Consider the following 25,013-nt stretch of genomic DNA (forward strand, 5'->3'; position numbering starts at 1 on the left):
ACACTTCCTCTTCTATGTTCTTAGGCTTTAGCAGCAGGCTGCTTAAGCGCTAAGCGAATCGACAGTTGTTCAAGCTGTTTGTCGTCTACTGTACCCGGTGCATCGGTTAACAGGTCTGTTGCGCTTGCTGTTTTCGGGAATGCAATCGTTTCTCTGAGGTTCGTGCGGCCTGTGATCAGCATCACCAAACGGTCAAAACCAAAAGCAAATCCGCCGTGCGGAGGTGTTCCATATTCAAAGGCTTCAAGTAGGAAGCCGAATTTCTCAGCTGCTTCTTCTTTGGAGAAGCCAAGCGCACCGAACATTTTCTCCTGAACTTCACGTTGGTAAATACGCATCGAGCCGCCGCCTACTTCATATCCGTTCAAGACAAGATCGTATGCTTGTGCACGAATTTGACCTGGGTCTGTATCGAAGTAATGAACATCCTCTTCATTAGGACGCGTGAACGGATGATGCTCAGCCACATAACGTTTGGCTTCTTCGTCGTACCCAAGAAGTGGGAAATCCACAACCCATGCATATTTGAACTTCGAGTCATCGATAAGACCAAGCTGGCGGCCGATCTTCAGACGAAGGTTACCAAGTACATCAGCTACAACTTTTTTCTTATCAGCGGAGAATAGAAGCAAATCCCCTTCTTCAGCTCCCAAACGCTCAGTTAACGCAGCGATTTCAGCTTCATTGAAGAATTTCACGATAGGCCCTTTGAACTCGCCGTCTTTCACTTGAATCCAAGCTAAGCCTTTGGCTCCATAACGTGCTGCGAACGGTAAAAGGTCATCGATCTCTTTACGACTCCATGTGCCGCAACCTTTAGCATTCAAAGCTTTTACTTGACCGCCGCCTTTAACGACGTTTGCAAACACTTGAACACCAGAAGTTTCAACGATATCAGAAACATCTTCGAGTTCTAGACCAAAACGTAGATCCGGTTTATCCGAACCATATTTCGCCATGGCATCCGCATACGTAATACGTTGGAATGGACGCGGGATTTCAACTTGAGCTGTTTCTTGCATTAATTTGACTACGAGTTCTTCCAAGATTTCAAGCAGTTGATCCTGAGAAATGAAAGAAGTCTCAATGTCGACTTGTGTAAATTCAGGCTGACGGTCTGCACGAAGATCCTCATCGCGGAAACAGCGTGCGATTTGGTAGTAACGCTCCAAACCACTAACCATCAACAATTGTTTAAAGATTTGCGGGGACTGCGGCAGCGCGAAAAATTCGCCCGGATGCACGCGGCTTGGCACCAAGTAATCGCGAGCGCCTTCCGGTGTGCTTTTCGTCAAAATCGGTGTTTCAACTTCAACAAATCCTTGATCATCTAAGAAATTGCGGAATACTTTGGACGCTTTGGAGCGAAGCATTAATGTTTTTTGCATTTCCGGACGACGCAGGTCCAAATAACGATATTTTAAACGAACGGCTTCATCCACATCTACACCGTCTTCGATGAAGAACGGAGGTGTTTTGGCTGCATTCATGATTTCGATTTCAGTCACCTGAATCTCGATTTCACCGGTTGTAATATTTTTGTTAACCGTTTCGGCATCACGTTCTACAACTTTCCCTTTTACCGCTAGTACGTATTCATTACGAGCACGGTCAGCAATGGCAAGTGCATCCCCTGAGAAGTCTGGGTTAAATACAGTCTGAACAAGCCCGCTGCGATCGCGCAGATCGATGAATAGAACTCCGCCTAAGTCACGTCTTCTTTGCACCCAACCGTTTAGTGTTACTGTCTGTCCTACCTGAGCTTTAGTAAGCTGCCCACAATGATGTGTTTTGAGCATCATGATTATTTTCCTCCTAATATAGGGACCTTTGAGCGGAGCTCAAAGCCTCTCCTTTGTTGGGATCTTTGAGCGGAGCTCAAAGTCTCTCTTTGTTGTCTTTCTATTCGAAAAGTGTCTTTGCAGCGTTCGAGGCAAGATCGGCTAAATTCACAGTCAATTGACTGCCTGTATCCATCTTCTTCAAAGTAATTTCGCCGCGCACCAATTCGTCATCTCCAAGAATCGCCACATAAGTGGCCTGAAAGCGGTCTGCTGATTTCATTTGAGCTTTCATTTTACGGCCTTGGTAATCCTTCTCCGCCTTCAGCCCTTGAACTCTAAGCTGGTGCAGAAGCTTCGTTACTTCCTTCTCCGCTGCGTCTCCAAGACCGATCAAATAGACATCGAGCGGCTCTGGCTTCGGAATTTCGACACCTTGTGCCTGCAATACGAGCAGAATACGCTCAAGACCAAGCCCCAAACCAACTCCCGGCTGATCGGTGCCACGGCCGCCAATCTGCTCAACTAGACCATTGTACCGTCCGCCTCCGCCAATCGTATCAATCGCGCCGATCCCGGCAGCTTTGTACTCGAAAGCAGTATGCGTGTAGTAATCAAGACCGCGAACGAGGCGAGGATTAATCCGATAGGGGATTTCCATCGCTGTTAAATGCTCTTGAACTAGAGCGAAATGCGATGTACACTCTTCATCCAAGTAATCTAAAATTTCTGGAGCGCCTTCGCCATACTTTTGATCCACTTTGCAATCAAGAATACGCATCGGATTACGATCAAATCGAGACTGGCAATCTTTACAAAGCAAATGCTTCACAGGCGCGAAAAACTCCTGCAGTTTCTCACGGTAAACCGTTCTAACTGCTGGTGTACCAACGGAATTAATTTCAACGGTTACTTCCTTAAGACCAATTTCTTTATAGAACGTATAACCAAGCGCAATCACTTCAGCATCAATGCTTGGATCAACGGACCCGAAAGCTTCAATACCGAATTGATGGAACTGGCGATATCTCCCAGCTTGCGGCTGCTCATAGCGGAACATGGGTCCTACGTAATAAAGCTTCGTTAAATCAGGAATCCCGTAAAGCTTATTCTCAACATAAGCCCTAACAACACCGGCTGTTCCCTCGGGACGAAGCGTCATGCTGCGGTCACCTTTGTCGAGAAAGGTGTACATTTCTTTACCCACGATATCTGTCGTTTCACCGACGCCTCTAATGAACAGATCGGTTTCCTCAAATATCGGCGTACGAATCTCTTTGTAATTAAACCTTTGGCACAAGTCTCTCGCTTTGCTCTCTAGATACTGCCACTTCTCCACTTCACCGGGAAGAAGATCTTGTGTGCCTTTTGGCTTTTGTATGCTCATGTGCTGGGCCTCCTCTTATCTGTCGTGCCTTTCAAATAACAACAAAAAAATCTCTCACCCCCGACTGACGTCAGGGACGAGAGATTTGATTAACAAATTCACCCGTGGTACCACCCACATTTCAGAAATGCTGCTATCGTTTGCCAGTGGCAACGAAACAGAATTCTGCTCTTTACGGATAACGCCCGCTACACGCACAGCTGCTACTAGGCAAGTTGACATTAGCCAATATGCATTTCCCAGCCGGTCCTCGGGGAGGTCTTTTCGTTCGCTCATCATAGGAAGCTTGCAGCCTAGACTTCCTTCTCTGCTTATGTGGGGGCGAATTACTTTGTCCCTTCAACGGATCACAAAAGTATCGAATTACATTATTGTTTATTGTAAACATTGGCAGATACAAAGTCAAGAGATAGAGGTACTAATCCTCCTATATCTCCACTATATTAGTTAATGTAAGTCCGCCCATTTTTGCAACTCGTCCATAACGGGTTTTAGCCCTTTTCCTTTGGGGGTTAATTCATACTCAATCCGAACTGGCGTTTCTGGGTATACATGACGGATGATGATCTCCGCAGCTTCGAGTTCCTTGAATCTCTCCGAAAGCATGCGATCGCTCATACTCGGGATGAGAACTGATATATCTTTAAAGCGCTTCGGTCCAGAAAGCAAGACATGAACAATAAGTCCTGTCCAACGCTTTCCTAGAAGTTCAAAAGCATTCTCGAATTTGGGACACAGTTGATAGTCTTCCATATAAATCATCTCCTTATAAACAATTTTAACATAGTCGCTTGACAAAAGTAAGTGCTTCGTAATAATATACTAACATAAAGTAAGTTATTAAACAAAATATATCAATAGAGGAGTTGTTAGTAATGGCATTGGGTCTACTTATTATTCGTTTAGTGATCGGTTTATCATTCGCGGCGCACGGTTCACAAAAAGTATTTGGATGGTTCGGTGGCTATGGTCCCAAAGGTACGGGAGGTTTCTTCGATTCTATTGGAATCAAACCGGGTGTGTTCATGGCTGTTCTTGCAGGTTTAGCGGAAATTGTAGGTGGCCTGCTCTTCGCCGCAGGTCTTTGGACACCATTTGGTGCTGCTCTTATCGCACTGATTATGCTTGGTGCTATTATTAAAGTTCATGGCAAAAATGGTTACTGGGTAACTTCCAATGGTTATGAATACAATTTAACGCTGCTCGCTATCGCTGTTGGTGTTGCACTTATCGGAGCCGGTGAATATTCCTTAGATGCTTTGATGTAAAAATGATGTTAAGCCGTCCAGCCCAAGCTGAGACGGTTTTTTTGCGTAAAGAAAATAGCCTGCAGCACAAGGGCTGCAGGCCTCAAGTAAATATATTTTAAAGGGGGTCGACTATTATTATATCCGCTCTTGATTAAAGGGATATGAAAAATAAATTACAATTTCATTACAGCATTTTCTCCGTATTTTCAATTATTTTCATTTATTTTCACCGTATATTCAGACCATTTTCACATATACATGTACAACAAGGCAAATGGCCTTGAATTTATCATCAGGAGGCTGTAACAATGACAATACCAAACGAGTTTCAAGAGGAACGGCAAGATCTAGTGGTGCTCTTCTCTGAAGATTCCGAAGCCGAAGCCGAAGTTGAAGATGAAGTAGCTGAAGAAGCAGCCGAAGAAGAGGCCATTGAAGAGTCGGACGAAGCTGACGAAGCGGAAGAAGAAGCATCTGATGAGGAAGAAATAGAAGCTGAGGATGTGTCCGAGGAGGATGCCGAAGCGGAAAGCGAAGAATCAGCCGAAGAAGATTCGGAAGATTCCGTGCAAGCTGAAGAGGATGCTGCTGACGCAGACTGATCCAAGTAAGAATGTAAGCGTAGTCACAAAAACTTCCTTAGCTTCGAAAAGTTAAGAGCCTTAATGCCACATCTACAAGCGGCACTAAGGCTCTTATTTGTTGTTCTATGGCTTACCTGTAACGCCAACTTTTAAATCTTTAATAAGCAAATACGTGTCGGCATTCGTTAACTTTTGCTTGTCGGCAATAAGTTTAACGGTCGTTTCTGTGAGCAGCTTATTCTCCAACAGTTTGGATTGTGCTTCCGTAGAGGCAGCTTTCAACCCTAACGCTTGTGTGATTGTATAACTGGCCTGTTCTAGTGTCAGCGGTATCTTATCTGCGTTTTGCAGATTCGTAATAGCCTGATTGACATCACCAACCCAGGCATCAGGTTTCATCTTCTTCGCACCGCCGACGAGATTAACCATCCGCTTTGGATTAGCCGCGTCATCCAAGTGAAAGTTATTGTCATAAGCACCTGAAGCTAAGCCCAGCATCAGAGCAGATTTCAAACCATCATAGGATTTATGCTCCATAAACGGTTGAGGCTTGAGAGAAATAGGCTGAAGCTCCATGCCTTGTTTAATCAAATGATCCTGCAATTTAGCAATAACTTCTTTGGAGCCGGCTAATTGACGATATGTCATTTTTTCTTGCTTAGCGAACATAGCAGCAGCCCCTGCCGCTTCGCCTTCCGCCATCCCAGTTGGCATTACTCGAGCACTCCCATGCGGAAGCGTATCGTAACTAGCTGCTCTGCCAACAACAAGCAGTCCATCTACTTTCAGCGGTACAATACTGCGGAAAGGTATGGCGTACTGCTTCGGTTTACAAACCACATTACCCGAATCCGTAGGTGAGATTCTTTGAATATCTACAGGATAAGAGCCAAAACCAATGCGATCCCACTGATCATTGTTCGTACAAACATCAACAATGTTCAAGCGGTATTCCCCTTGCATATGACGCGTTTCTCTCACATATAGCTCTGGAGCTGTTCCAGCAAGCTCGAGGCTAGCGAACTCTGGAAACGTCTTCTGCATATAGGCAACGACATTAGGCAGTTCCTTCTTACCGATCTCAAATGCTTCTTTTACAGATTCAGGATCAAACGTATCCACACCAAAAATTTGCAAGGAATTAATAAGGACTGTATTATCATTTTCTCTTCCCATATTGAGCCCTCTCATTTTGGCTCTATCTTTGTTCAGAGGCGGATAATTGCTCATTTCTTTATACCCATACACGCTTACTTCCGTGACACCTGAACCATCATCATTATCGCCATTCAATCTTTTGGCCATTAAGCTCCACACTTCTGGTGTTACGTTTTTAAGACGAAACGCGAGTGTCACAGCCATTTTAGATTTCGGATCACCAATATCCTCATGCCCCATTGTGAACGGAACGCCTGCTGCAGCAGCGAAGTCTCCATCCTGAGTAGCGTCTATCACAGATGATGCTTTGACGACTTGGGTGCTGCCGTTCTCGAGGGTAATTGTAGCACCTTGTACAACATTTTGACCCTGTGCGAGGAGAGGATCTATCTTTTTAGTTTTAAGCAATACGTCAATATTCTTCTCATTTTTAACTAGGTCATTGAAAACATTCGCAGCCGTATTGACATCAAACGAATCACCTTCAACTTTGGCATACCACTCTGAGAAAATTCCTTTATTAAACACATCGTCTTTACCTAGGAGGTTTTTATTCGGCGAATAGTTCATATCAAGGGAATTAATCCAACCAAGCGTCATCAGCCCCCCTAGGATCTGACGATTCCGGCCGTCAATGAGCAACGTACTTAATCCATTACGAGCAGCCGAAACGGCAGCTGCAACCCCCTCCGGGTCCGTACCTACTACAATGACATCGTACGCCTCTTTGGCTTTCTTTACTGTTTTCACTTCTTGAATAGCTTGCTTAACAAAGCTATGTTCACCATGTGAAAGGTGTTTATACTGATAGTAGAGAGATGCAGCAGCTGCTAGCACCGCAAGTACAATCAATGTCCCCATCAACCAAAGCCATCCTTTGGATGTGGAATTTTTACGATTCGAATTTGCCATTAGGACGAAAGCACCCACCTTGTCTCCTGCTTTTTATACGCTTACCAGTTATAGGTTTGATAAGCTTCTTTGAAGCAATTGATTAATTTCCAGCCAAAAAACATCACATGTTAGTTTACCACATTTCGAACGTGTAGAGAAATATTGCGGCTTTAACAAATAAAGCCGCGCATGGCTGAATGAACAGCACGCGTGGCTTTATGGTTACCGATAGGATTTTTTGGGAATGCTCTTCATCTTTTCTTGTTCTGATGTGAATTCTGCACTAATTTCTACATCAGCGAGCGCAGGTGCTTGACTCATCCGCTCAGCAAGTGTGGTATGGAGCAATTGCTGCTCCGGTGCCGTCATGGCTCTGTGTTTGATCGATTGACGCATCTGGGTGCTCCTAACCGCTAGTATATACACATTAAGTATTACCAGTCAGATAGCTTATTATCCTTCGGAGCAACTTATTTGCTGTCAATAACCAACGTAACAGGTCCCCAATTCGTCAAAGATACATCCATCATTTCACCAAAAGCACCCGTTTCCACGTGTATGCCTTGAGACCTTAGCAGCTCATTAAACTTATCATACAATGGCTCAGCAAGCTCTGGTCTTGCCGCTGACATGAAATTGGGCCGCTTCCCTTTACGGCAATCGCCATACAAAGTAAACTGTGAAACGGATAAAATTTGTCCTCCCGTATCTAGTACGGAAAGATTCATTTTGCCGGATTCATCTTCAAAAATACGCAGCCCAGCCACTTTATCCGCCAAATACTTCGCATCGTGCTCGGTATCGTCATGGGTAATCCCAACTAGAAGCATCAAGCCCTGTTCAATACGACCAATGGTTGTATCATTTACAGTTACTTCGGCACGTTTACAACGTTGAACAACTACTCTCATTGCCTTTGAATCCCCTTAACTTTATTACATAGCCTAACTTTGCATAATACGCTGAACGGAATAGACATCCTTGACACGTTTAATTTTCTCAACAACGGACTGCAGATGGTCTATATTTTTGATTAAAATGGTCATATGAATCGTAGCCATCTTGTTCTTATCTGATCGCCCGGATACGGCGGAAATCATCGTTTTGCTTTCAGAAACAGCTTGGAGTACTTCGTTTAAGAATCCACGGCGGTCATGTCCTGTGATTTCAATCTCTACATTGAAATTGGATTCAACAGCTTCGGCCCAATCGACCTCAATGACCCGTTCCTCTTCGCCCATACTCGAAGGAATGTTCGTACAATCAGAACGATGCACGGACACACCGCGTCCTCTCGTGATGTACCCAATGATCAGATCGCCAGGTACCGGATTACAGCAGCGAGCGAAGCGGACAAGCAGATTGTCAACGCCTTTGACACGGACACCGTTGGTTGGACGGCTTTTGCGCTCGGATGAGGTCGGAGCTTTGACTTCCTTGACCTCACTAGTAAGCTTCAGCACTTGCGCTTCTTCAGCTTCCTTACGCAGCTTCTCCGTTAACTTCGTGCATATTTGTGCAGCTGTAATACCGCCAAAACCTACGGCTGACAGCATATCTTCAATATCGCTAAAATTAAACTTCTTCGCGGCTTCAAGCATTTTATCGTCGCTCATCAATGTCGGAGGATCGATCGCCAATCGTTTGAGCTCACGCTCAATCATGTCTTTCCCTTTTTCGACGTTCTCTTCACGCTTCTCTTTCTTAAACCACTGCTTAATTTTACTGCGAGCGTGAGAGGATTGCGCGATTTTAATCCAATCCTGACTAGGTCCGTAAGAATGCTTAGAAGTCAGAATTTCAATAATATCCCCTGTTTTCAACTTGTGGTCCAAGGGAACGATCCGGGAATTTACTTTAGCACCAATTGTTCGATTACCGACTTCGGTATGAATCCGATAAGCAAAATCCAGAGGTACTGAACCAGCAGGAAGCTCGATAACCTCCCCTTTTGGCGTAAAGACGAAAACAAGGTCTGAGAAGAAATCCATCTTCATGGATTCCATAAATTCGGAGGCGTCATTGGTCTCGTGCTGCAGTTCCAATATTTCACGGAACCAACTCATTTTGTCTTCGAAAGTGCCCGAAGGTACAACAGAACCGCCTTCTTTGTAGGCCCAATGCGCAGCGATACCAAACTCTGACGTCCTATGCATTTCCCATGTGCGAATCTGTACTTCTAACGGCTCTCCTTTAGGACCAATCACCGTCGTGTGCAAAGATTGATACATATTCGGCTTCGGCATCGCAATATAATCTTTGAAACGTCCGGGCATTGGTTTCCACAAGGTATGAATAATACCTAATGAAGCGTAGCAATCCTTGATCCCGTCGACAATAACACGAAGTGCCATGAGATCGTAAATCTCATTGAATTGCTTGCCGCGGGAGCTCATTTTTTTATAAATACTGTAAAGATGCTTAGGTCTTCCGGAAATATCTCCCTGAATGCCCATCTCTTCCAGCTTTTCTTTAATGCTGTGAATAACGTCCTCAATATATTGCTCACGCTCAGTACGTTTCTTCTGCATGAGATTAACGATCCGGTAATACTGCTGCGGATTCAAATAACGGAGGGCAATATCCTCCATTTCCCATTTAATCGTGGAAATACCGAGTCGATGCGCAATCGGACAGAAGATCTCCAGCGTTTCCTCCGCAATACGGCGCTGGCTCTCTTCGGATTGGTACTTCAATGTCCGCATATTGTGCAAACGGTCCGCCAATTTAATGAGAATAACGCGAATATCCTGCGCCATAGCAACAAACATTTTGCGGTAGTTCTCGTTCTGCTGCTCTTCTTTGGACTTGAACTTGATCCGTTCCAGCTTCGTCAAGCCATCCACTAGCATCGCGCAAGTTTTCCCGAATTTATCTAGAACAGTTTCCAGCGAAACTGTTGTATCTTCAACGACATCGTGCAGAAGCGCAGCAATGATGGATGTGACATCCATCTGCATGTTCACCAATATATCTGCAACAGCGAGTGGATGCAGAATATAGGGCTCACCCGATTTGCGTACTTGGCCATGATGGGCTTCATCCGCGAATTCATAGGCCTCCCGAATCCTCTGCAAATCATTCTCTTTCAGATAGGTGGCGGCCTTCTCCATCAGCTGCTCTATACCCATGCATCTACCCATTCCCTTTAATCGATTTTTATTCATTATGCCTGCAAGGCAGGCCCCACGTCAACTGTTCGCACCATGCATTCGACAAAAAGCAGCATTTTCTCGCAAATCACTGAACGTATTCCTGAAATATTAGCTTTCATTGTATAAAAAAGAATCGAACACTAGCATTCGATTCTCAGCTTTAATTTTAATATTGAACTAAGGAAACCACGTCAATCCCATTAAACTTACTTCTACCGTCTAAGTAGGATAACTCGATTAAGAAGGCAGCACCTACAACTTCCCCACCAAGCTGATTAATCAAGTCGATCGATGTTTGAATCGTTCCACCTGTTGCAAGTAAATCATCCGCAATCAGTACCTTTTGACCTGGTTTAATAGCATCTTTATGCATGGCTAATTTATCCTTGCCATATTCAAGAGCGTAGTCAGCCTCTATCGTCTCGCCAGGCAATTTGCCACTTTTGCGGATTGGAATAAAGCCTATTCCAAGTGAATAAGCGAGCGGAGCGCCAATTACGAAGCCACGAGCTTCAGGACCCGCAATAACATCGATTTGTTTTTCTTTAATTAATGCTTTCATCTGATCGATAGCTTCTCTATAAACCGGTCCATTTTGCAATAACGTTGTGATGTCTTTGAAACGAATGCCTGGTTGTGGAAAGTCCGGGATGACGCGAATGTGCTCTTTGAAATTCATATAATTTCCTCCAAAATGTGATTTTCTTTTTTTATTTGATCGGCAATCCATTCCTCCAGCTCTTTGGCTGAGGAGTACATGACAATGGATTCAACTTCCTGGCGATGCAATCTATGCTGATACAAGCGGGATGCTGTGAGATCTCTCTTTGCCGGTGACGCATGAAGTTTAACGAAGCCGCCTTGTCTTTCAACAAAACCAAGCTCCTCAAAAACGGATAAAATAAATTGAATCATTGCAGGAGAAAGCCCCGATCGTTTACTAAACGAGGTCATTAATCGCACATCCTGGACATTCAGCGATCCTTCTTTTTGCAAAGTGCCATACAGCATTTTAAACATGTCTCGAGATGGCAGCGTGCTGCCGCTGTCAGGCCCTAGCTCTGCAAATACTGGATAACAGCGCATCATGCCACTGGCTTGATGAAGCACACTCTGTAGGCTAGCAACGCTGCGTGGGATCGTGTACAAGATAATGTCCTGCATGTTAGCAAATTCCAATTGCCGGGCTGTTTCGTTACCAGGCCGTAATTGTTCGCTATCTTGAACAATCCAGTAGGGCACAGAGCCGCCTAACTGAAACGCTGTTGAAGTAAACAAGGCTGCATCTGATTCGTCAAACAGAACGATAGCTGGTGTTAGTGTGAGGTTACCATTCCCCGCAGCAATCGTGTTCTGAAGCACGCTAAGCTTAGAGCTTAATTGACCCGCTCCGCGCCAATCAAACAGCTGCATATGCGTTATACGAAGATCCTGCATCATGATTTGCGGCTTCCGCACACCGTTCCACTCGTTGATTGAAAGCTCTCCCAGCACGTCTACCTTAGCGGCAGGCGCGATCAGACCAGCCAAGCTCCCTTTGCCGAAACCGACGGCTTCCACTGAGCAGCTTACTTCTTCCTTCATTTGGGAGAGGGCTAGCTTAAGATGCTGTTTCTCCTTGCCCATCGTCCGAATATCGCCGAGTGATAAGTCGGTGAACATGAACCTCGGCGCAGGATTGCCCATACCGAAGGGCGCGAGCTTCTCTAACTGCTCAATACTTGCAATCGGAACTTCTGACAAGCTGCACGCCGCATCTGCTTTCAGAAGAGGAATGAAATCCTGTTCCGTAAGTGCAGCTGCTGCTAGTTCGTTCAACTTCTGAGTGAATGCCTCCAAATGGCTGCTGTTCAGACTCATACCCGCAGCCGCTTGATGGCCGCCGTAGTGGTCGAGCATCTCATCACAAGCTGTCAGAGCTTTGTGTAAATCAAAGCCGGTAATCGAGCGCGCAGAACCTTTGGCCATACCTGTTTGTGGATCTATGCTTAACACTAAGGTCGGTCGGTAAAATTTCTCTACGATCTTGGATGCAACAATACCGACAACACCGACGTTCCATTGTTCCTTAGCGACAACAATCACTTTATCTAAACCTTTGGCTTGCTGCTGTGCGGCTAGAACAAAAGCTTCTTGCACCATGTCTTCTACGATAAGTTGACGTTCTTTATTCAGCATATCCAGTTCAAAGGCAATTTGCTCCGCTTCTTTCTCATCCGATGTTGTGAGCAGCTTCACGGCAATGTCTGCAGCTTCCAATCGGCCGCTTGCGTTAATTCTAGGTGCTAGCGAGAAACCAATGTGAGATGCGGTCACTTCCTTGTTATCAATACCGGATACACCAATGAGTGAACGAAATCCTGCATAAGTAGAATCCTGCATACGCTGCAGCCCCTGCTTGACGATTAAACGATTCTCCCCCGTAAGAGGCATCAAGTCAGCAACCGTTCCGAGCGCTGCAAACTCCAACAGTTCTTCAGGCAATCGATCAAGGATGGCATGGGCTAACTTAAAAGCAACACCAACGCCTGCAAGATGTTTATAAGGGTATGGGCAACCTGGCTTCTTCGGATTAATGACGGCTAAAGCTTGAGGCAGTATCTCAGGAGGCTCATGATGATCCGTTACGATAACATCTAGGCCTAATTCCTGACAATAGGCAACTTCTTGAACGGCACTAATGCCTGTGTCAACGGTGATTAATAGTGTGACGCCTTGCGCTTTGGCTAATTCGATCGCAGAACGATTCAGCCCATAGCCTTCTCGAATGCGATGAGGGATATACGTGTCGAAACGAGCGCCTAGCCCCTTTAACAAATGAGCCATCAATGAGGTGCTGCTTACACCATCTGCATCGTAATCCCCATAGACACGTATTAATTCATCGTTCTGAAGAGCTTTTCGGATGCGTTCTACAGCTGGGAGCATCCCGTCAAGCAGAAACGGGTCATGATAATAGTGGACTCCGCCATGCAAGAATTGTTCAGCATCTGGCACGGTGCGTATATCTCGAAGAACAAGCATTCTGGCAACGAGCGGGTCTATCTGCAGCTCGCGCACAAATGTTTCAACGAGCATTTCATCCGCATTTCCTATGCTCCATCTTGCCTTCGGTGCTAGCACTTGGTGTGTCCTCCTTCGAGTTTTCCGTATGGAAAACTTTCTTCGTAAGCATAGTCTTCGAGTTTTGCTGTGCAAAACTTTCTTCGTAAGCTTAGTTTTTAACGCTTATTTAGTGAATAACGGATGGAAACTCACTTAACTCGGTATCCGTATTATTTTTGTAAGGATATCCTGCATCATAAGGGTTTACCTGAACAAAAACATCGGAAACATGATGGAATCGTTTCATCAACTGCTGTTTGATCTTTTTGGAGACTTCATGTCCTTCCCCTACAGATACCCTTGGATTCACGCTAATTTTGATATCGACAACGACATAATGCCCATGTTCCCTTGCCTGCAAGTCATCAACGGTTATTACACCTTTTATCATCTGTACGGCAGCAATCAGTTCAGCGGCATCTTCCTGCAGCAGGACGTAATCCATTTTCGTATGTAAGGTTTCCTTAAGTAACGAATACCCCATCTTCAACACCATTAGAGATATTAATAATCCCGCAAGTGAATCCAAATAATAAAGAAAAGATATGTTTAGGTAATTGCCCATTAAAGCTCCTAACACACCAATGAGAGCTACAATAGAAGAGTATATATCGGAACGGTGTCCCCAGCTATTAGCAATTAATTCCTGAGATCCTAAACGCTTCCCCATCCGGTATGTATATTGAAACATGATCTCTTTAATTAAGAGCGAAATCCCAATTGCAACAAGTGCATACACCTTAGGAGCATGCTCTACGTCGACCCATATGGATTTAAAGGTAGAGATACCTAGTTCAACACCTAAGACTAGAATAACAATCGACAATAGAATAGATGTAATGGATACCTTCTTTTCTTGACGACTGGGGTAAGCATCTTGAGGCACCGCTTCAGCAGTTCTTAGTTTAATTAATGCATCAATAGAACTCACTGCCTCAGATACGGAATGTACCGCGTCAGCGAGAAGTGCTTTACTTTGCGACATAAACCCAACAATTACCTTAAGACAGGCAAGTGCAACATTCCCGGCAATACCTACCCAGACAGTGAGTTCTGTCTTTTGAAAACGCTCGTCATTCACGTGGACACTCCCCCTGAACGGATACAAAGGCCGCGCAACATTCACGCGGCCGGTTATTATGGTTATTACGCTGCAGCTTTCTTTTTAGAACTACGCAAAGTTTTTCTTTTCAATAAATACCACAGTGAACATGCAATGAAAATAGACGAATAAGCTCCGCTTGTTAAACCGATTAACTTCGCAAGTGCGAAAAGTTTAATGGACTCACTACCGAAAATATACAAACATCCTGCGGCTAACAATACCACTAGTACAGTATTGATATTACGCGCCATCGTCTGCCAGATACTATCGTTGACCAATGCAACGAGATCTTCGTCCGTTTTGAGTTTAGCAAATCGCAGATTTTCACGAATACGGTCAAAAATAACAATTTTATCATTGATGGAATAACCGATTGTGGTCAAAACTGCCGCTAGAAACGGTAGGTTCACTTCAAAGCGGAAAATCGCAAACATAGCGATAACCATAAAAGCATCATGAAGAATGGCAATAATCGCTGCTACGGCAAAGCGCCACTCGAAACGAATACTTACATATAAACAAATCAACACGCTGGAAATGGCGACGGCATATACCGCCTTTAGCAATAATTCCTTCGCTAATTGTGGATCAACTGTGTTGATTTCTTTGGAAACCTCAGTGCCATATGCGGTTGCGAATGCTTTTTGGATCTTATTAACCGCATCATCATTCAACACATCATCGAATCGGATGGAGACACGATCACTGTTATTACCGCCGATTGTTGGATCCGCATAGTTCGATTTTATATCGCCATTAGTTGTAAGAGTATGCAAGATCTCTTCAACCTTGGCCTTGTCTAGTTGTTTGCCAACGACAAGATCAATATTCGTTCCAGCTTTGAAATCAACACCGAAATTCATGCCAGAAAACAGCATAACGGAAAGACCAATAACAAGAAGAGCAATCGAAATAATGAAAAACTTATTACGATTTTTCACAAAATCATATTTTTTCTTAAAGCCCACGGATATCTGCCTCCTTCACACCGAAATAACTTGGCTTTTTCAGCAAGTTGCCCCGTATGATAAGATGCAGCAGCCATCTGGAGAACAATACGTTCGTTAAGATACTGATAATAATACTCATCATCGTAATAACCGCGAAACCGCGAATAGCGCCGTTTCCGACGTAGTACAGAACAATACCAGCAATCAAATTCGTAACGTTAGCATCCATAATTGTACGAAAAGAATGTTTGGAGCCTGATTTCAAAGATGAAAGAATGCTCTTGCCGGCACGTATTTCCTCACGGATTCTTTCATAAGTAATAATGTTCGCATCGACCGCCATACCTGCTCCTAAGACGAGGGCCGCAATACCTGGCAGTGTTAGTGTTGCATTCATAAAGTCGAATATAGCCAATAGCACCCATACATAAGTAATCAGTGTAAAGGCAGCCACAAGACCTGGTGCACGGTAATAGAGTACCATGAAGATGAAGATTAGGATCGAAGCAATCAAACCAGCTCTAGCTGTTTGGTGCAACGACGCTGTACCTAAAGTGGCATCCACACGCTGAATATATTTCTCTGTTAATTTCAACGGCATCGCACCCAAGTTAATCATCTTGGCTACTTTCGTTGCTTCCGCTACACTCGTTTGTGTAATAATCGCCGAATCACTGTCAATGGGAAAATTAACAGATGCTGTCGACTTCACTTCATCATCCAAGTAAATGGACAAGGTGCTGCCAACTAGCTTCGTCGTTACTTCTTTAAATTTCTCTCTGCTTTTCATCTTGATTTCGACAATCGGTTGCTTCGTATTCGGATCGTAGCTTAATTTAGCTGCGTTTTCTACGAAATCTGTTCCGTTCATATAAACCGTTCCATCCGGACCTCTAAAGGTAAGAACCGAAGGCTTAGACATTAAGCCTCTAACTTCTTCCTCATTTTTCACACCCGCAAGACGTACACGAATGCGATCCGATCCTTCCGGATAAACCTCAGGTTCGGCTACACCAAGGGAGTCAGCTCGTTTCGCAAGACTTTCTGCTGCTTGCGTAAGCGTTTCCTTCGTCAATGGTGCACCTGCTGCCAAAGGCTCTGCGGTGTATAAAATTTCAAACCCGCCCTTTAAATCCAATCCAAGCTTAATTCGGTCTACAAGACTAGGGCTTGTTGCTCCGATCGCTCCGAGAACAATAACTACCGTTAGAAAAAAGAACGATATTCTTTTCCAATCCACCATCTCTTGCTTGTCTCCCTTCCATACTCAATATGCCTATTATACTCAGGTCTGAAAATCGAGTCAATTTAAGTCGTTTCATGAAAAATAAGCCCATTCTTAGAATTGGGCTCCTTTATACATACTAATCGTCATCCAGTTCATGAACGCCGTTGATTTGAGCGACAAAATGTCATTTACGATTTGATGAAGCGAAGGGACACCTGTTTTACGGTATTTGTCGCTAACGCAATCCCAAATATCTTTACCACTCACATGCTCGTAGCCAAGCATTACGAATTCTTCAACTTTGCTTAAACATAAGCTTTCAATAAGCTCATTAAGTTCTATATCAGTAAGGGAAACCTCTTCTTCCTCTTTTTCTATGAATGCTGTTTCGCTAGCCTCTGCCTGTTCATTCTTATTGTCCTCAGGATGATGAGGTACTTGATCGTTATCTTCTCCGTTCATTGGGAGAACCTCCTAAGGTGTGATTTACCTTTACTCATTAGAATAATTCGCTGTTCATCCACCATTTTCCTGCCAAACTGCGACCTGTCCGCAAAATGTTAGCATGAGCTTGGCCAGCCTTCGCATAGTCATAGGATATGACACGTATCGGAAGAGGGAATGGCAGTGACCAAGCAGTCGTTTATTAGAGGCACGATGATCCTGTTAGCCGCAGGCATTTTGAACCGTATTCTTGGCTTCATACCTAGAATTACATTACCGCGTGTCATCGGTGCTGAAGGTATCGGTATTTATCATATGGGCTGGCCATTTTTGTCCGTCATCTTAACCATTATAACAGGCGGTATACCTGTCGCGATTGCCAAGTTGATAGCAGAAGCAGAGGCTGAACACAACGAAGCGAGAATCCGCAGCATTTTAAAAATTTCGTTAGCCATTACTCTCTCTCTCAGTGTCGTATTTACGATCGCTTGTGTTGTAGGAGCTTCGTGGATTACATCTCATTTATTAACAGACTCACGAGTTTACTACACATTCCTGTGTATGAGTCCAATGATCCCGATCATCGGAATCTCCGCCGTGTATCGCGGCTATTTTCAGGGAAGACAGAATATGATCCCTACCGCTACTTCTCAAATTATGGAGACACTCATCCGTATTGTCATGGTTCTCGTTTGTTCATATGTAATGATCCCCTATGGGATCGAATATGCAGCAGCCGGGGCAATGATGGGTGTCCTAGCAGGAGAAATTGGCGGCCTAGTCGTCTTAGCCATCCATTTCAAGTACGACAAGAAAGCATCTCCAAAAGCCCCTATTGCTCAAATTGGTACGAATAAAACGAATGGCAGACTTTCTAATTTTCGTAGGATTATGCGAATTGCGATCCCTATAACAGGCAGTAAATTGATTGGGGCAAGTTCCTACCTGTTCGAATCCATTCTGATTGCACAAAGTCTAGCTATAGCGGGTATCTCAACTTCATTGGCTACAGCCCAATACGGCGCCTTACAAGGGATGATTATCCCCATCATACTTCTGCCTAGCGCTCTTACAATGTCATTATCGGTCTCACTCGTTCCCTCCTTAAGCGAAGCCCTTGCCCGCAAAGACATCAAAACGATTCACATGCGTCTTCATCAATCCTTGAAACTGGCTTTAGTAACCGGCGCTCCATTCGCTGTCCTTATGTTCGTTCTTGCTGAGCCGATCTGTACATACATGTACAATCAACCCGATGTAGGGGTCATGCTGAAAATGATGGCTCCTATCGCCCTATTTATTTATTTTCAAGCTCCGCTGCAGTCCGCTTTACAGGCTTTGAACAAGCCAGGAGCCGCCCTAATCAACACCTTGATTGGCTCATCGGTTAAGCTTATTCTCATATATTGGCTGGCCAGCAAGCCGGAAATGGGTATTCACGGAGCTGTTTTCGCCATCAATGTGAACATCGTCTTAGTAACACTGCTGCATTGGAATAGTGTTGTACGCTTGTTGAAATTCCGCATGGAAGGCAGTGATTTCGGTAAAATTGGGGCGGCTATGGCGCTTTCCGGACTTTGTAGTTACATCGTCATGTATACATCTTGGACTTCAACTGATTGGCTTCGTTTTGTAACCTCTTTTCTCATAGGGTTTCTCGTATATTTATTGTTCATCACTGTATTTCGTCTGATTAGCTTAAAGGATATTAGCCGGCTTATGAACATGGGCAAAAAAATCATTCGCTGATGAGCAGCTTATCTTTTACGATCCAAAAACATTCGCCCTCTATGATCAATGGAGCAGTAAAATACTTCCTTAAAATCACGGGCTCCTTTAACTTGAAGTTGATTCTTCAGCCAAAACCTGGTTTTTCCTATTTTCTCCAAATTCTCGTCCTGTACTTTACCATCCATAATGAGAGGCAGCGGAAGTCCTTCATAGCGAATCGTACCCTTCATTCCATCATTGACTTCAGCTGTCTCTTTCACTTCTTTCTCCACTACACTTAATTTCCCCGAAGGTTCTAACACCGCGAACTCCACGTCTGCCACGTTCATAATCTTATTTTGTCTTAACTGCAGCATCAAATCATCTAAATTATAGCGATGCTTCTTCATTTCCTCTCGGTTGATCATACCCTTGTTGATTAAGACGCTCGGCTTTCCGTCAAAGAGAATTCGAACTGCTCTACTTTTTAACGTTATAAACGCAATGAAGATTTGGATGAGTACCAGCGTTGCCATTGGAACAAGCCCATCCATGAGCGGTTTATGGGAATCCTCAAGAACAAAGACCGCAATTTCCGCAATCATAATCGAGATAACAAGATCAAACAGCGAAAGTTTACCAATTTCACGTTTCCCCATGATCCTTAACATGAGAAAAACGACAAAGTAGATCAGCACGGTACGTAAAAAAATGGTCAGAATATCCATTGATAGCCTCCCCTGATCTAAGCTCTTGCTTGTTCTCGGAGTTCAATGGTATTCTGACCGCGCATGCACTTCGTCATGCAGAATTTACGTATTCAATTGTTGGCAATTCCTACAGAAATAACTTGAAATAAATTGTAGCTGTTATGAATAAAAGCAAGGAAATCGGGGCGGCCACAATCATATATCCACGCTGCGTTAGCCCTCCTCCCTCCTGATCAGAAAGAGCGGCCGCGTACATGCTAGTCATTGAACTCAGTAGAGTTACTCCGCTGCCAATGGCAGTTCCTACGATTAAGGACCACCATAAAGAGGAAACTGTTGAGATTCCGGCTGTACTTTGCAGCGTACTGCCCATATGATCTACGACTGGAATCATAGCAGCTGTATAAGGAATGTAGTCCATCATGGCAGAGCCAAAGCCAGTAAGCCATAACAGAAGAATGGATAAGAAGGGGATGTTTCCTTGACTGATTTCTAAACCTCTCACAGCAATAAATCCGGTAATCCCGGCATACGTTAAACCGCCGATCATGATGAATAATCCAAAGAAAAATAGCAATTGTGTTTCTCTCAAACCTTCCCAAATGGAAAGATAGTCTCTTCGTTTAACCAATTCGACTAGTTCTTTGTAGTTTAATGCTAATAGGGCCACCGCCCCACACGCAGCAATATACGAGGCATTCCATCCAAGAACGCCTTGAAGCAACAAAGCCATCAGCGTAAGTATAGTGATTAAACAACTCCCAGTAAAAAATCCTCGATCTAAAGCCAAATAGGAGGAGGGTTGTAACGTAAGCAGCTCTCTTTTATACGTTTCTGCTACAATCATCTTCTTCCCGTAAATCAACCATATCACGAGATATACCAGAGCTAGCAGTATGATTACAAGTGGGCCGAGCTTTAGTAGCATCTCCCCAGCGGATATGTTCTCTGCTGCCCCAATCATTCGGTTAGGCATGTTCCCCATGAGTGTTGCAGCTCCCCCAATATTCACAGACAAGAGAATGCTAATCAAAAAAGGAACTGGAGATAATTTCATCAATTTCGTTGTCTTTAGCAGGATCGGCACCAGTACAGCTATGGCTAGCAAACCATCCAAAAGCGCTGATATTATCGCTGAAAGGACTGACAAACTAAGTAGAATCGTAATTGGCTGTATTCGAAACTTTCGAAGGATATAAGTTGCTGAATAAGCGATAATTCCTGTTTTCTGAAAAACGGCAGAAATAACAAATAAGCTAGTGATAAGTAAAAGAACATGCCAGTTCGCGTAACTTGTAACTGCCTTGCCAAGAGGAACAATCCCCATAATGATCATCAGAAGGGCTCCACCTAATGCTGTATACATCCGATCCCATTTCTCAATCAAGATACAAACATAAGCCGCAGCAAAAATGATCAAGGCAACGATAGCTTGCCATAAAGCAGGACCTTGAGAAAATTCCGTCATAATTATCCCCTTCCCTTTGAACAGTCTGTACTAATTCTATGTGCTTGGCCATACAATGATGTTAATGAAACGATCGAATATACGAAAGGATTGGTGGCCTGTGAACCCTATGAAAACGGTCAGTCAGGTTCGAATAACGTCTCCTTTATTTTCCGGACTTGTTTATTCATTAAGCATGATGACAATTGGAACAATAGTGACGTCATTATTTCTTCTTTTAACCAGCACACAAGAAAGCTCTCTGCATATGTTAACTACGATTATTCATGCTGTTTCCCTATTTATTGGCGGCTGGGTTTCAGGCAAAAGAGCTGGAAACCGCGGCTGGTATCACGGGGGTATTGTAGGCTTTGTCTATTTTATCCTCATTTTTTTGGTTGGTTTTCTTGCTTTCGATGCCGGTTTGAATCTTCAATCCCTTCAATTACTTAGCATTCTATTCGTGTCAGGAGCATTGGGCGGAATACTTGGCGTTAACACGCAAAAATAAGACGTTTCCGTGAAGATATCACTTTCCCCCTTAGATTGTGGTATAATATCATAGTTATTGCCGCAAATAATTTCCAATATTAGGGGGAAAACACCATGAGCCCTTTTCATTCGATGACGCATGCAACGGTCTATATAGTTATCACTGTTTTAATTTTTCTGATCGCTGCGACACGTAAAAGTCCATTTAATATTGCCGGAAGCTTTGTTCAAGAAATATTTACTTCTCGTAAGTATCTCCTTCATTTTGCTGCACTGATTACCATCCTATTTTTTAATAAAGTTGAGATGTGGGTTGAAAAAGGGATCGATATCAAAACCGATTTCACCAAGTCGATCTATGGCATTGAAGGCAACTTTGTTTCATCCATTCAGCATTTTTTCCATAATGATACATTGACTTTAGTTAGCAGTTATTTTTATGTGGTCGTATTTCCTGCTGTAATGATAACATCGATTGCGCTTTATACGTACCAGAAAAATTATAGACTCTTTTATGCCATTTGCTACGCACTCATGTTCAACTATATGATCGCTATTCCATTCTATCTGTTTTTCCCAGTGAACGAAGTTTGGTCGTTTCATCCTAATGTTAAGCTTCTGATATTGGATGTGTTCCCAACCTTTGAACAAGATTATCGGCCACTTTCCGGACTTGACAATTGTTTTCCAAGCTTACATACATCGATCTCAGTTTCGATGGCTGTAATTGCAGTCAAAAGCCGAAGTATGTTTTGGAAACTATTCGTGCCCTGCTCATCAGCATTTATTATTTTCACAATCTTTTATCTGGGCATCCACTGGTTATCTGACATGTGTGCCGGAGTTGTGCTTGGTGTCGTAGCAGCCAGAGTGGGCTTACGTATATCCGATGGCCGTCTCGTTCTTGGCGAGCAAGCTTTGCTAAAACGCTTAAAGAATAATGAACTATAATAACTTTCATAACCTTTAGAAAACCAAATAAAAAGCGAGAACCTGATTGAAGGATCTCGCTTTTTTATTTTATTCTTTTGCTGTAGTTTGAGAAACAGCATTGATCGCAGAACGATCAAATGTCATTTTCGTCGCATCGTTGACACGAAGTACGCAAATGTCATCTGTGATTTCCATAATTGTTCCGTGAAGCCCGCCAATCGTAACGACCTTATCCCCTTTTTTCAATCCTCCAAGCATTTGATTACGTGTTTTCTGTCTTTTCTGCTGTGGACGAATAAGTAAGAAGTAAAGAACGACAAACATGAGCACTAAAGGTCCGTATGTATACAAATACCCAACTGCACCTGTATTCGCAGTGTCTGCTGATAGTAACATAGGTATCCTCCTTTCTTAAAATCCTCTTTCATTATCATTCAGCCCATAAGCGGCAAAGAATTCATCACGGAAATCAAGTAACCGATCTTCCTGGATGGCTCCTCTTACATCACGCATGAGCTGTAGTAGAAAGTGAAGGTTATGAATCGTAGTCAATCTGATTCCGAAGGTCTCATCCGCTTTAATTAAATGACGAATATAAGCCCGGCTATAGTTTGTACAGGTATAACAGGTACATTTGGGATCCAGAGGACCAAAGTCGGTCGCATGCTTAGCATTACGAATAACAAGCCGGCCTTCGCTAGTCATACATGTCCCATTCCTGGCTATCCTTGTTGGCAGTACGCAATCGAACATATCGATACCGCGGATAGAGCCTTCAATTAGGGCATCAGGTGAACCTACGCCCATCAAATAGCGAGGTTTGTTCGCAGGCATAAGAGGTGTTGTGTAATCAAGCACTTCATACATCAAATGCTTAGGTTCTCCAACACTCAGTCCACCAATAGCATACCCCGGGAAATCCATGGAAGTCAACTGCTCGGCACTCAACCTCCGAAGATCTTCATGCATGCCTCCTTGAATAATGGCGAACAATCCTTGATCATTCGGTCTGCTATGACTTTGCAAGCAGCGCTCAGCCCAGCGCGTCGTACGCTCCAGTGATTTCTTCACATAATCGTACTCTGCCGGGAAAGGCGGACATTCGTCAAAAGCCATCATAATATCAGAACCAAGCGCATTCTGAATTTCCATTGCCTTCTCTGGGGAGAGAAACAGCTTGTCCCCATTCAAGTGGGATTTAAACTGTACGCCTTCTTCCGTAATCTTACGCATGTTACTTAGACTGAATACTTGAAACCCGCCGCTGTCTGTCAAAATAGGTCGGTCCCAATTCATGAATTTGTGCAAACCGCCAGCGGCTTTCACAATATCATGACCCGGCCTGATGAAGAGATGATACGTGTTACTTAAAATAATATGAGCATCCATCGTTTTTAATTCTTCAGGGCTCATCGTCTTCACTGTCGCTTGTGTGCCAACTGGCATAAAGGCAGGCGTCTCAATGACACCGTGAGGGGTGTGAACGCGTCCAAGACGTGCTCCGGATTGTTTACAGGTTTTGATTGGTTCGTAAGTAACTGCTGCTGCCAATACATCCACTTCCTATTCTAAGCGTCTTTCTGACTACTGATCTTAGTAAATTAACATAGCATCTCCAAAACTAAAAAAGCGATATTGCTCTCGAACAGCTTCTTCATAAGCTTGCAACACATTCGTTCGGCCAGCCATTGCGCTTATGAGCATAAGCAGTGTTGACTTAGGTAAGTGGAAATTGGTTAACAAGGAATCCACAACACCAAACGTATACCCCGGATAAATAAAAATTGAAGTCCAGCCCTGTGAAGGCTGAATAACTAATTTTTCGTTAGCGTCGTTGCCTGCATGCTTACGGCTCAAGCCCGCTGCCGTTTCTAACGTACGTGCAGATGTAGTCCCTACAGCAATCACACGCTTACCATTCATTTTGGTTTCATTAATTAGTGCCGCCGTTTCAGCTGACAGCATGTAATACTCCTCGTGCATTTGGTGTTCTTCAATGGTGTCCACAGATACAGGACGGAATGTCCCGAGCCCGACATGCAAGGTGACAAATGCAAGACGGACACCCTTAGCTTGCAGTTTATCCAAGTAGGCTTCGGTAAAGTGCAGCCCTGCCGTTGGTGCAGCAGCTGAGCCTTCATGCTTTGCATATACGGTTTGATAGCGTTCCCGCTCGGACAACTGCTCCTTAATATACGGAGGAAGCGGCATCTCGCCCAATCGGTCTAGAATCTCATTGAAAATGCCTGTATAACTAAATTGGAGCACACGACCACCCATATCTCCAACTTCCACAACCTCCGCCGTCAACAAGGGTTGTTCACCACCGGTTGAGTTAGCGTTCACGCCGAAAACCGCCACGGCCCCTAATTGCATACGTTTCCCAGGTTTTACCAGGGCCTCCCAACGATCCTCACCCAGGGGCTTCAGGAGCAAAATCTCCACTTTGGCGCCGGTGTCTTTCTTCGCACCAAAAAGCCGTGCTGGAATGACTCGTGTGTCATTCATCACGAGTAAATCCCCGGCTTCTACATAATCAATTAGCTGCTCAAAAGTCCGGTGATGTATCTCACCTGATTCTTTGTTCAGCGTAAGCAGTCTAGACGCCGTGCGATCAAGCAACGGCGTCTGGGCAATCAATGATTCAGGTAGTTCGAAATCGAAAGCTTGTACATCCATG

23 protein-coding genes are annotated in these 25,013 nt (G+C 44.0%); 5 read left to right on the forward strand and 18 right to left on the reverse strand.

What is annotated here, in order from left to right; genetic code table 11:
- Window positions 1-20 precede the first annotated feature (20 nt).
- From aspS to AC58U0_RS12515, 3 genes are all read right to left on the reverse strand, one after another.
- Window positions 21-1,802 carry an aspartate--tRNA ligase gene (aspS, locus tag AC58U0_RS12505; RefSeq protein ID WP_057306115.1) on the reverse strand — a complete coding sequence of 594 codons (1,782 nt, stop codon included), beginning with the start codon at window positions 1,800-1,802 and terminating at the stop codon, window positions 21-23.
- A 100-nt stretch (window positions 1,803-1,902) separates the two neighbouring features.
- Window positions 1,903-3,168 carry a histidine--tRNA ligase gene (gene hisS, locus AC58U0_RS12510; RefSeq protein WP_497379348.1) on the reverse strand — a complete coding sequence of 422 codons (1,266 nt, stop codon included), beginning with the start codon at window positions 3,166-3,168 and terminating at the stop codon, window positions 1,903-1,905.
- A gap of 447 nt (window positions 3,169-3,615) precedes the next feature.
- Window positions 3,616-3,921, reverse strand: a complete 306-nt coding sequence (locus tag AC58U0_RS12515; RefSeq protein ID WP_029196913.1) for a winged helix-turn-helix transcriptional regulator — start codon at window positions 3,919-3,921, stop codon at window positions 3,616-3,618.
- Between the two features lie 122 nt (window positions 3,922-4,043).
- Here AC58U0_RS12515 and AC58U0_RS12520 point away from each other — a divergent pair, with 122 nt between their 5' ends.
- Together AC58U0_RS12520 and AC58U0_RS12525 are read left to right on the forward strand one after the other, a co-directional pair.
- Window positions 4,044-4,436, forward strand: coding sequence for a DoxX family protein (locus AC58U0_RS12520; protein WP_497379349.1), 393 nt, complete (start codon window positions 4,044-4,046; stop codon window positions 4,434-4,436).
- Window positions 4,437-4,726: 290 nt separating this feature from the next.
- The gene (locus AC58U0_RS12525; protein ID WP_497379350.1) at window positions 4,727-5,020 is read left to right on the forward strand and encodes a hypothetical protein; all 294 of its coding nucleotides are present in this window, start codon (window positions 4,727-4,729) and stop codon (window positions 5,018-5,020) included.
- Window positions 5,021-5,125: 105 nt separating this feature from the next.
- Here the strand turns inward: AC58U0_RS12525 and AC58U0_RS12530 are convergent, their stop codons facing one another.
- The 10 genes from AC58U0_RS12530 to AC58U0_RS12575 all read right to left on the reverse strand — a co-directional run bounded on the left by AC58U0_RS12530 (window position 5,126) and on the right by AC58U0_RS12575 (window position 17,059).
- Complete coding sequence (locus tag AC58U0_RS12530; protein ID WP_497379351.1) at window positions 5,126-7,072, reverse strand: FAD-dependent oxidoreductase; 1,947 nt, start codon at window positions 7,070-7,072, stop codon at window positions 5,126-5,128.
- Window positions 7,073-7,276: 204 nt separating this feature from the next.
- Window positions 7,277-7,450: a hypothetical protein gene (locus AC58U0_RS12535; RefSeq protein WP_154669611.1), complete on the reverse strand. Its 174-nt coding sequence runs from the start codon at window positions 7,448-7,450 to the stop codon at window positions 7,277-7,279.
- Window positions 7,451-7,524: 74 nt separating this feature from the next.
- Window positions 7,525-7,965, reverse strand: a complete 441-nt coding sequence (dtd, locus tag AC58U0_RS12540) for a D-aminoacyl-tRNA deacylase (protein ID WP_497379352.1) — start codon at window positions 7,963-7,965, stop codon at window positions 7,525-7,527.
- Between the two features lie 33 nt (window positions 7,966-7,998).
- Window positions 7,999-10,185, reverse strand: a complete 2,187-nt coding sequence (locus AC58U0_RS12545; RefSeq protein WP_060648564.1) for a RelA/SpoT family protein — start codon at window positions 10,183-10,185, stop codon at window positions 7,999-8,001.
- A gap of 190 nt (window positions 10,186-10,375) precedes the next feature.
- Window positions 10,376-10,888 (reverse strand): adenine phosphoribosyltransferase, encoded by a 513-nt coding sequence (locus tag AC58U0_RS12550; protein ID WP_057306122.1) that lies wholly within the window; start codon window positions 10,886-10,888, stop codon window positions 10,376-10,378.
- Window positions 10,885-13,332 carry a single-stranded-DNA-specific exonuclease RecJ gene (gene recJ / locus AC58U0_RS12555; RefSeq protein WP_497379353.1) on the reverse strand — a complete coding sequence of 816 codons (2,448 nt, stop codon included), beginning with the start codon at window positions 13,330-13,332 and terminating at the stop codon, window positions 10,885-10,887. The genes AC58U0_RS12550 and recJ overlap by 4 nt, the downstream gene beginning before the upstream one ends.
- Window positions 13,333-13,441: 109 nt before the next feature.
- The gene (locus AC58U0_RS12560; protein WP_497379354.1) at window positions 13,442-14,395 is read right to left on the reverse strand and encodes a cation diffusion facilitator family transporter; all 954 of its coding nucleotides are present in this window, start codon (window positions 14,393-14,395) and stop codon (window positions 13,442-13,444) included.
- A 65-nt stretch (window positions 14,396-14,460) separates the two neighbouring features.
- Window positions 14,461-15,387: a protein translocase subunit SecF gene (secF, locus tag AC58U0_RS12565; protein WP_497379355.1), complete on the reverse strand. Its 927-nt coding sequence runs from the start codon at window positions 15,385-15,387 to the stop codon at window positions 14,461-14,463.
- Window positions 15,377-16,612, reverse strand: a complete 1,236-nt coding sequence (gene secD / locus AC58U0_RS12570) for a protein translocase subunit SecD (protein ID WP_497379356.1) — start codon at window positions 16,610-16,612, stop codon at window positions 15,377-15,379. Before secD ends, secF begins: the two co-directional genes overlap by 11 nt.
- A gap of 96 nt (window positions 16,613-16,708) precedes the next feature.
- A complete protein-coding gene (locus tag AC58U0_RS12575; protein WP_497379357.1) occupies window positions 16,709-17,059 on the reverse strand; it encodes a post-transcriptional regulator in 351 nt (116 codons plus the stop codon).
- A 165-nt stretch (window positions 17,060-17,224) separates the two neighbouring features.
- Between AC58U0_RS12575 and spoVB the strand changes: the two genes are divergently transcribed.
- The gene (gene spoVB / locus AC58U0_RS12580) at window positions 17,225-18,790 is read left to right on the forward strand and encodes a stage V sporulation protein B (RefSeq protein ID WP_497379496.1); all 1,566 of its coding nucleotides are present in this window, start codon (window positions 17,225-17,227) and stop codon (window positions 18,788-18,790) included.
- An 8-nt stretch (window positions 18,791-18,798) separates the two neighbouring features.
- Here the strand turns inward: spoVB and AC58U0_RS12585 are convergent, their stop codons facing one another.
- The gene (locus AC58U0_RS12585) at window positions 18,799-19,479 is read right to left on the reverse strand and encodes a DUF421 domain-containing protein (RefSeq protein ID WP_497379358.1); all 681 of its coding nucleotides are present in this window, start codon (window positions 19,477-19,479) and stop codon (window positions 18,799-18,801) included.
- A gap of 109 nt (window positions 19,480-19,588) precedes the next feature.
- Window positions 19,589-20,929 carry an ArsB/NhaD family transporter gene (locus AC58U0_RS12590; protein WP_497379359.1) on the reverse strand — a complete coding sequence of 447 codons (1,341 nt, stop codon included), beginning with the start codon at window positions 20,927-20,929 and terminating at the stop codon, window positions 19,589-19,591.
- Between the two features lie 109 nt (window positions 20,930-21,038).
- Between AC58U0_RS12590 and AC58U0_RS12595 the strand changes: the two genes are divergently transcribed.
- Window positions 21,039-21,419: a TIGR04086 family membrane protein gene (locus tag AC58U0_RS12595; protein WP_307555965.1), complete on the forward strand. Its 381-nt coding sequence runs from the start codon at window positions 21,039-21,041 to the stop codon at window positions 21,417-21,419.
- Window positions 21,420-21,514: 95 nt separating this feature from the next.
- A complete protein-coding gene (locus tag AC58U0_RS12600; RefSeq protein WP_497379360.1) occupies window positions 21,515-22,351 on the forward strand; it encodes a phosphatase PAP2 family protein in 837 nt (278 codons plus the stop codon).
- Between the two features lie 69 nt (window positions 22,352-22,420).
- On the opposite strand, the gene yajC is transcribed toward AC58U0_RS12600, so the two are convergent.
- Genes yajC through queA form a run of 3 tightly spaced genes read right to left on the reverse strand, consistent with a single transcriptional unit; the run spans window position 22,421 to window position 25,012 of the window.
- The gene (gene yajC / locus AC58U0_RS12605; RefSeq protein WP_029196927.1) at window positions 22,421-22,729 is read right to left on the reverse strand and encodes a preprotein translocase subunit YajC; all 309 of its coding nucleotides are present in this window, start codon (window positions 22,727-22,729) and stop codon (window positions 22,421-22,423) included.
- Window positions 22,730-22,744: 15 nt separating this feature from the next.
- A complete protein-coding gene (tgt, locus tag AC58U0_RS12610; protein ID WP_057306132.1) occupies window positions 22,745-23,884 on the reverse strand; it encodes a tRNA guanosine(34) transglycosylase Tgt in 1,140 nt (379 codons plus the stop codon).
- A gap of 42 nt (window positions 23,885-23,926) precedes the next feature.
- Window positions 23,927-25,012 (reverse strand): tRNA preQ1(34) S-adenosylmethionine ribosyltransferase-isomerase QueA, encoded by a 1,086-nt coding sequence (gene queA, locus AC58U0_RS12615; RefSeq protein WP_307446564.1) that lies wholly within the window; start codon window positions 25,010-25,012, stop codon window positions 23,927-23,929.
- Window position 25,013: the final 1 nt, after the last annotated feature.

Source organism: Paenibacillus sp. J31P190 (assembly GCF_059692075.1).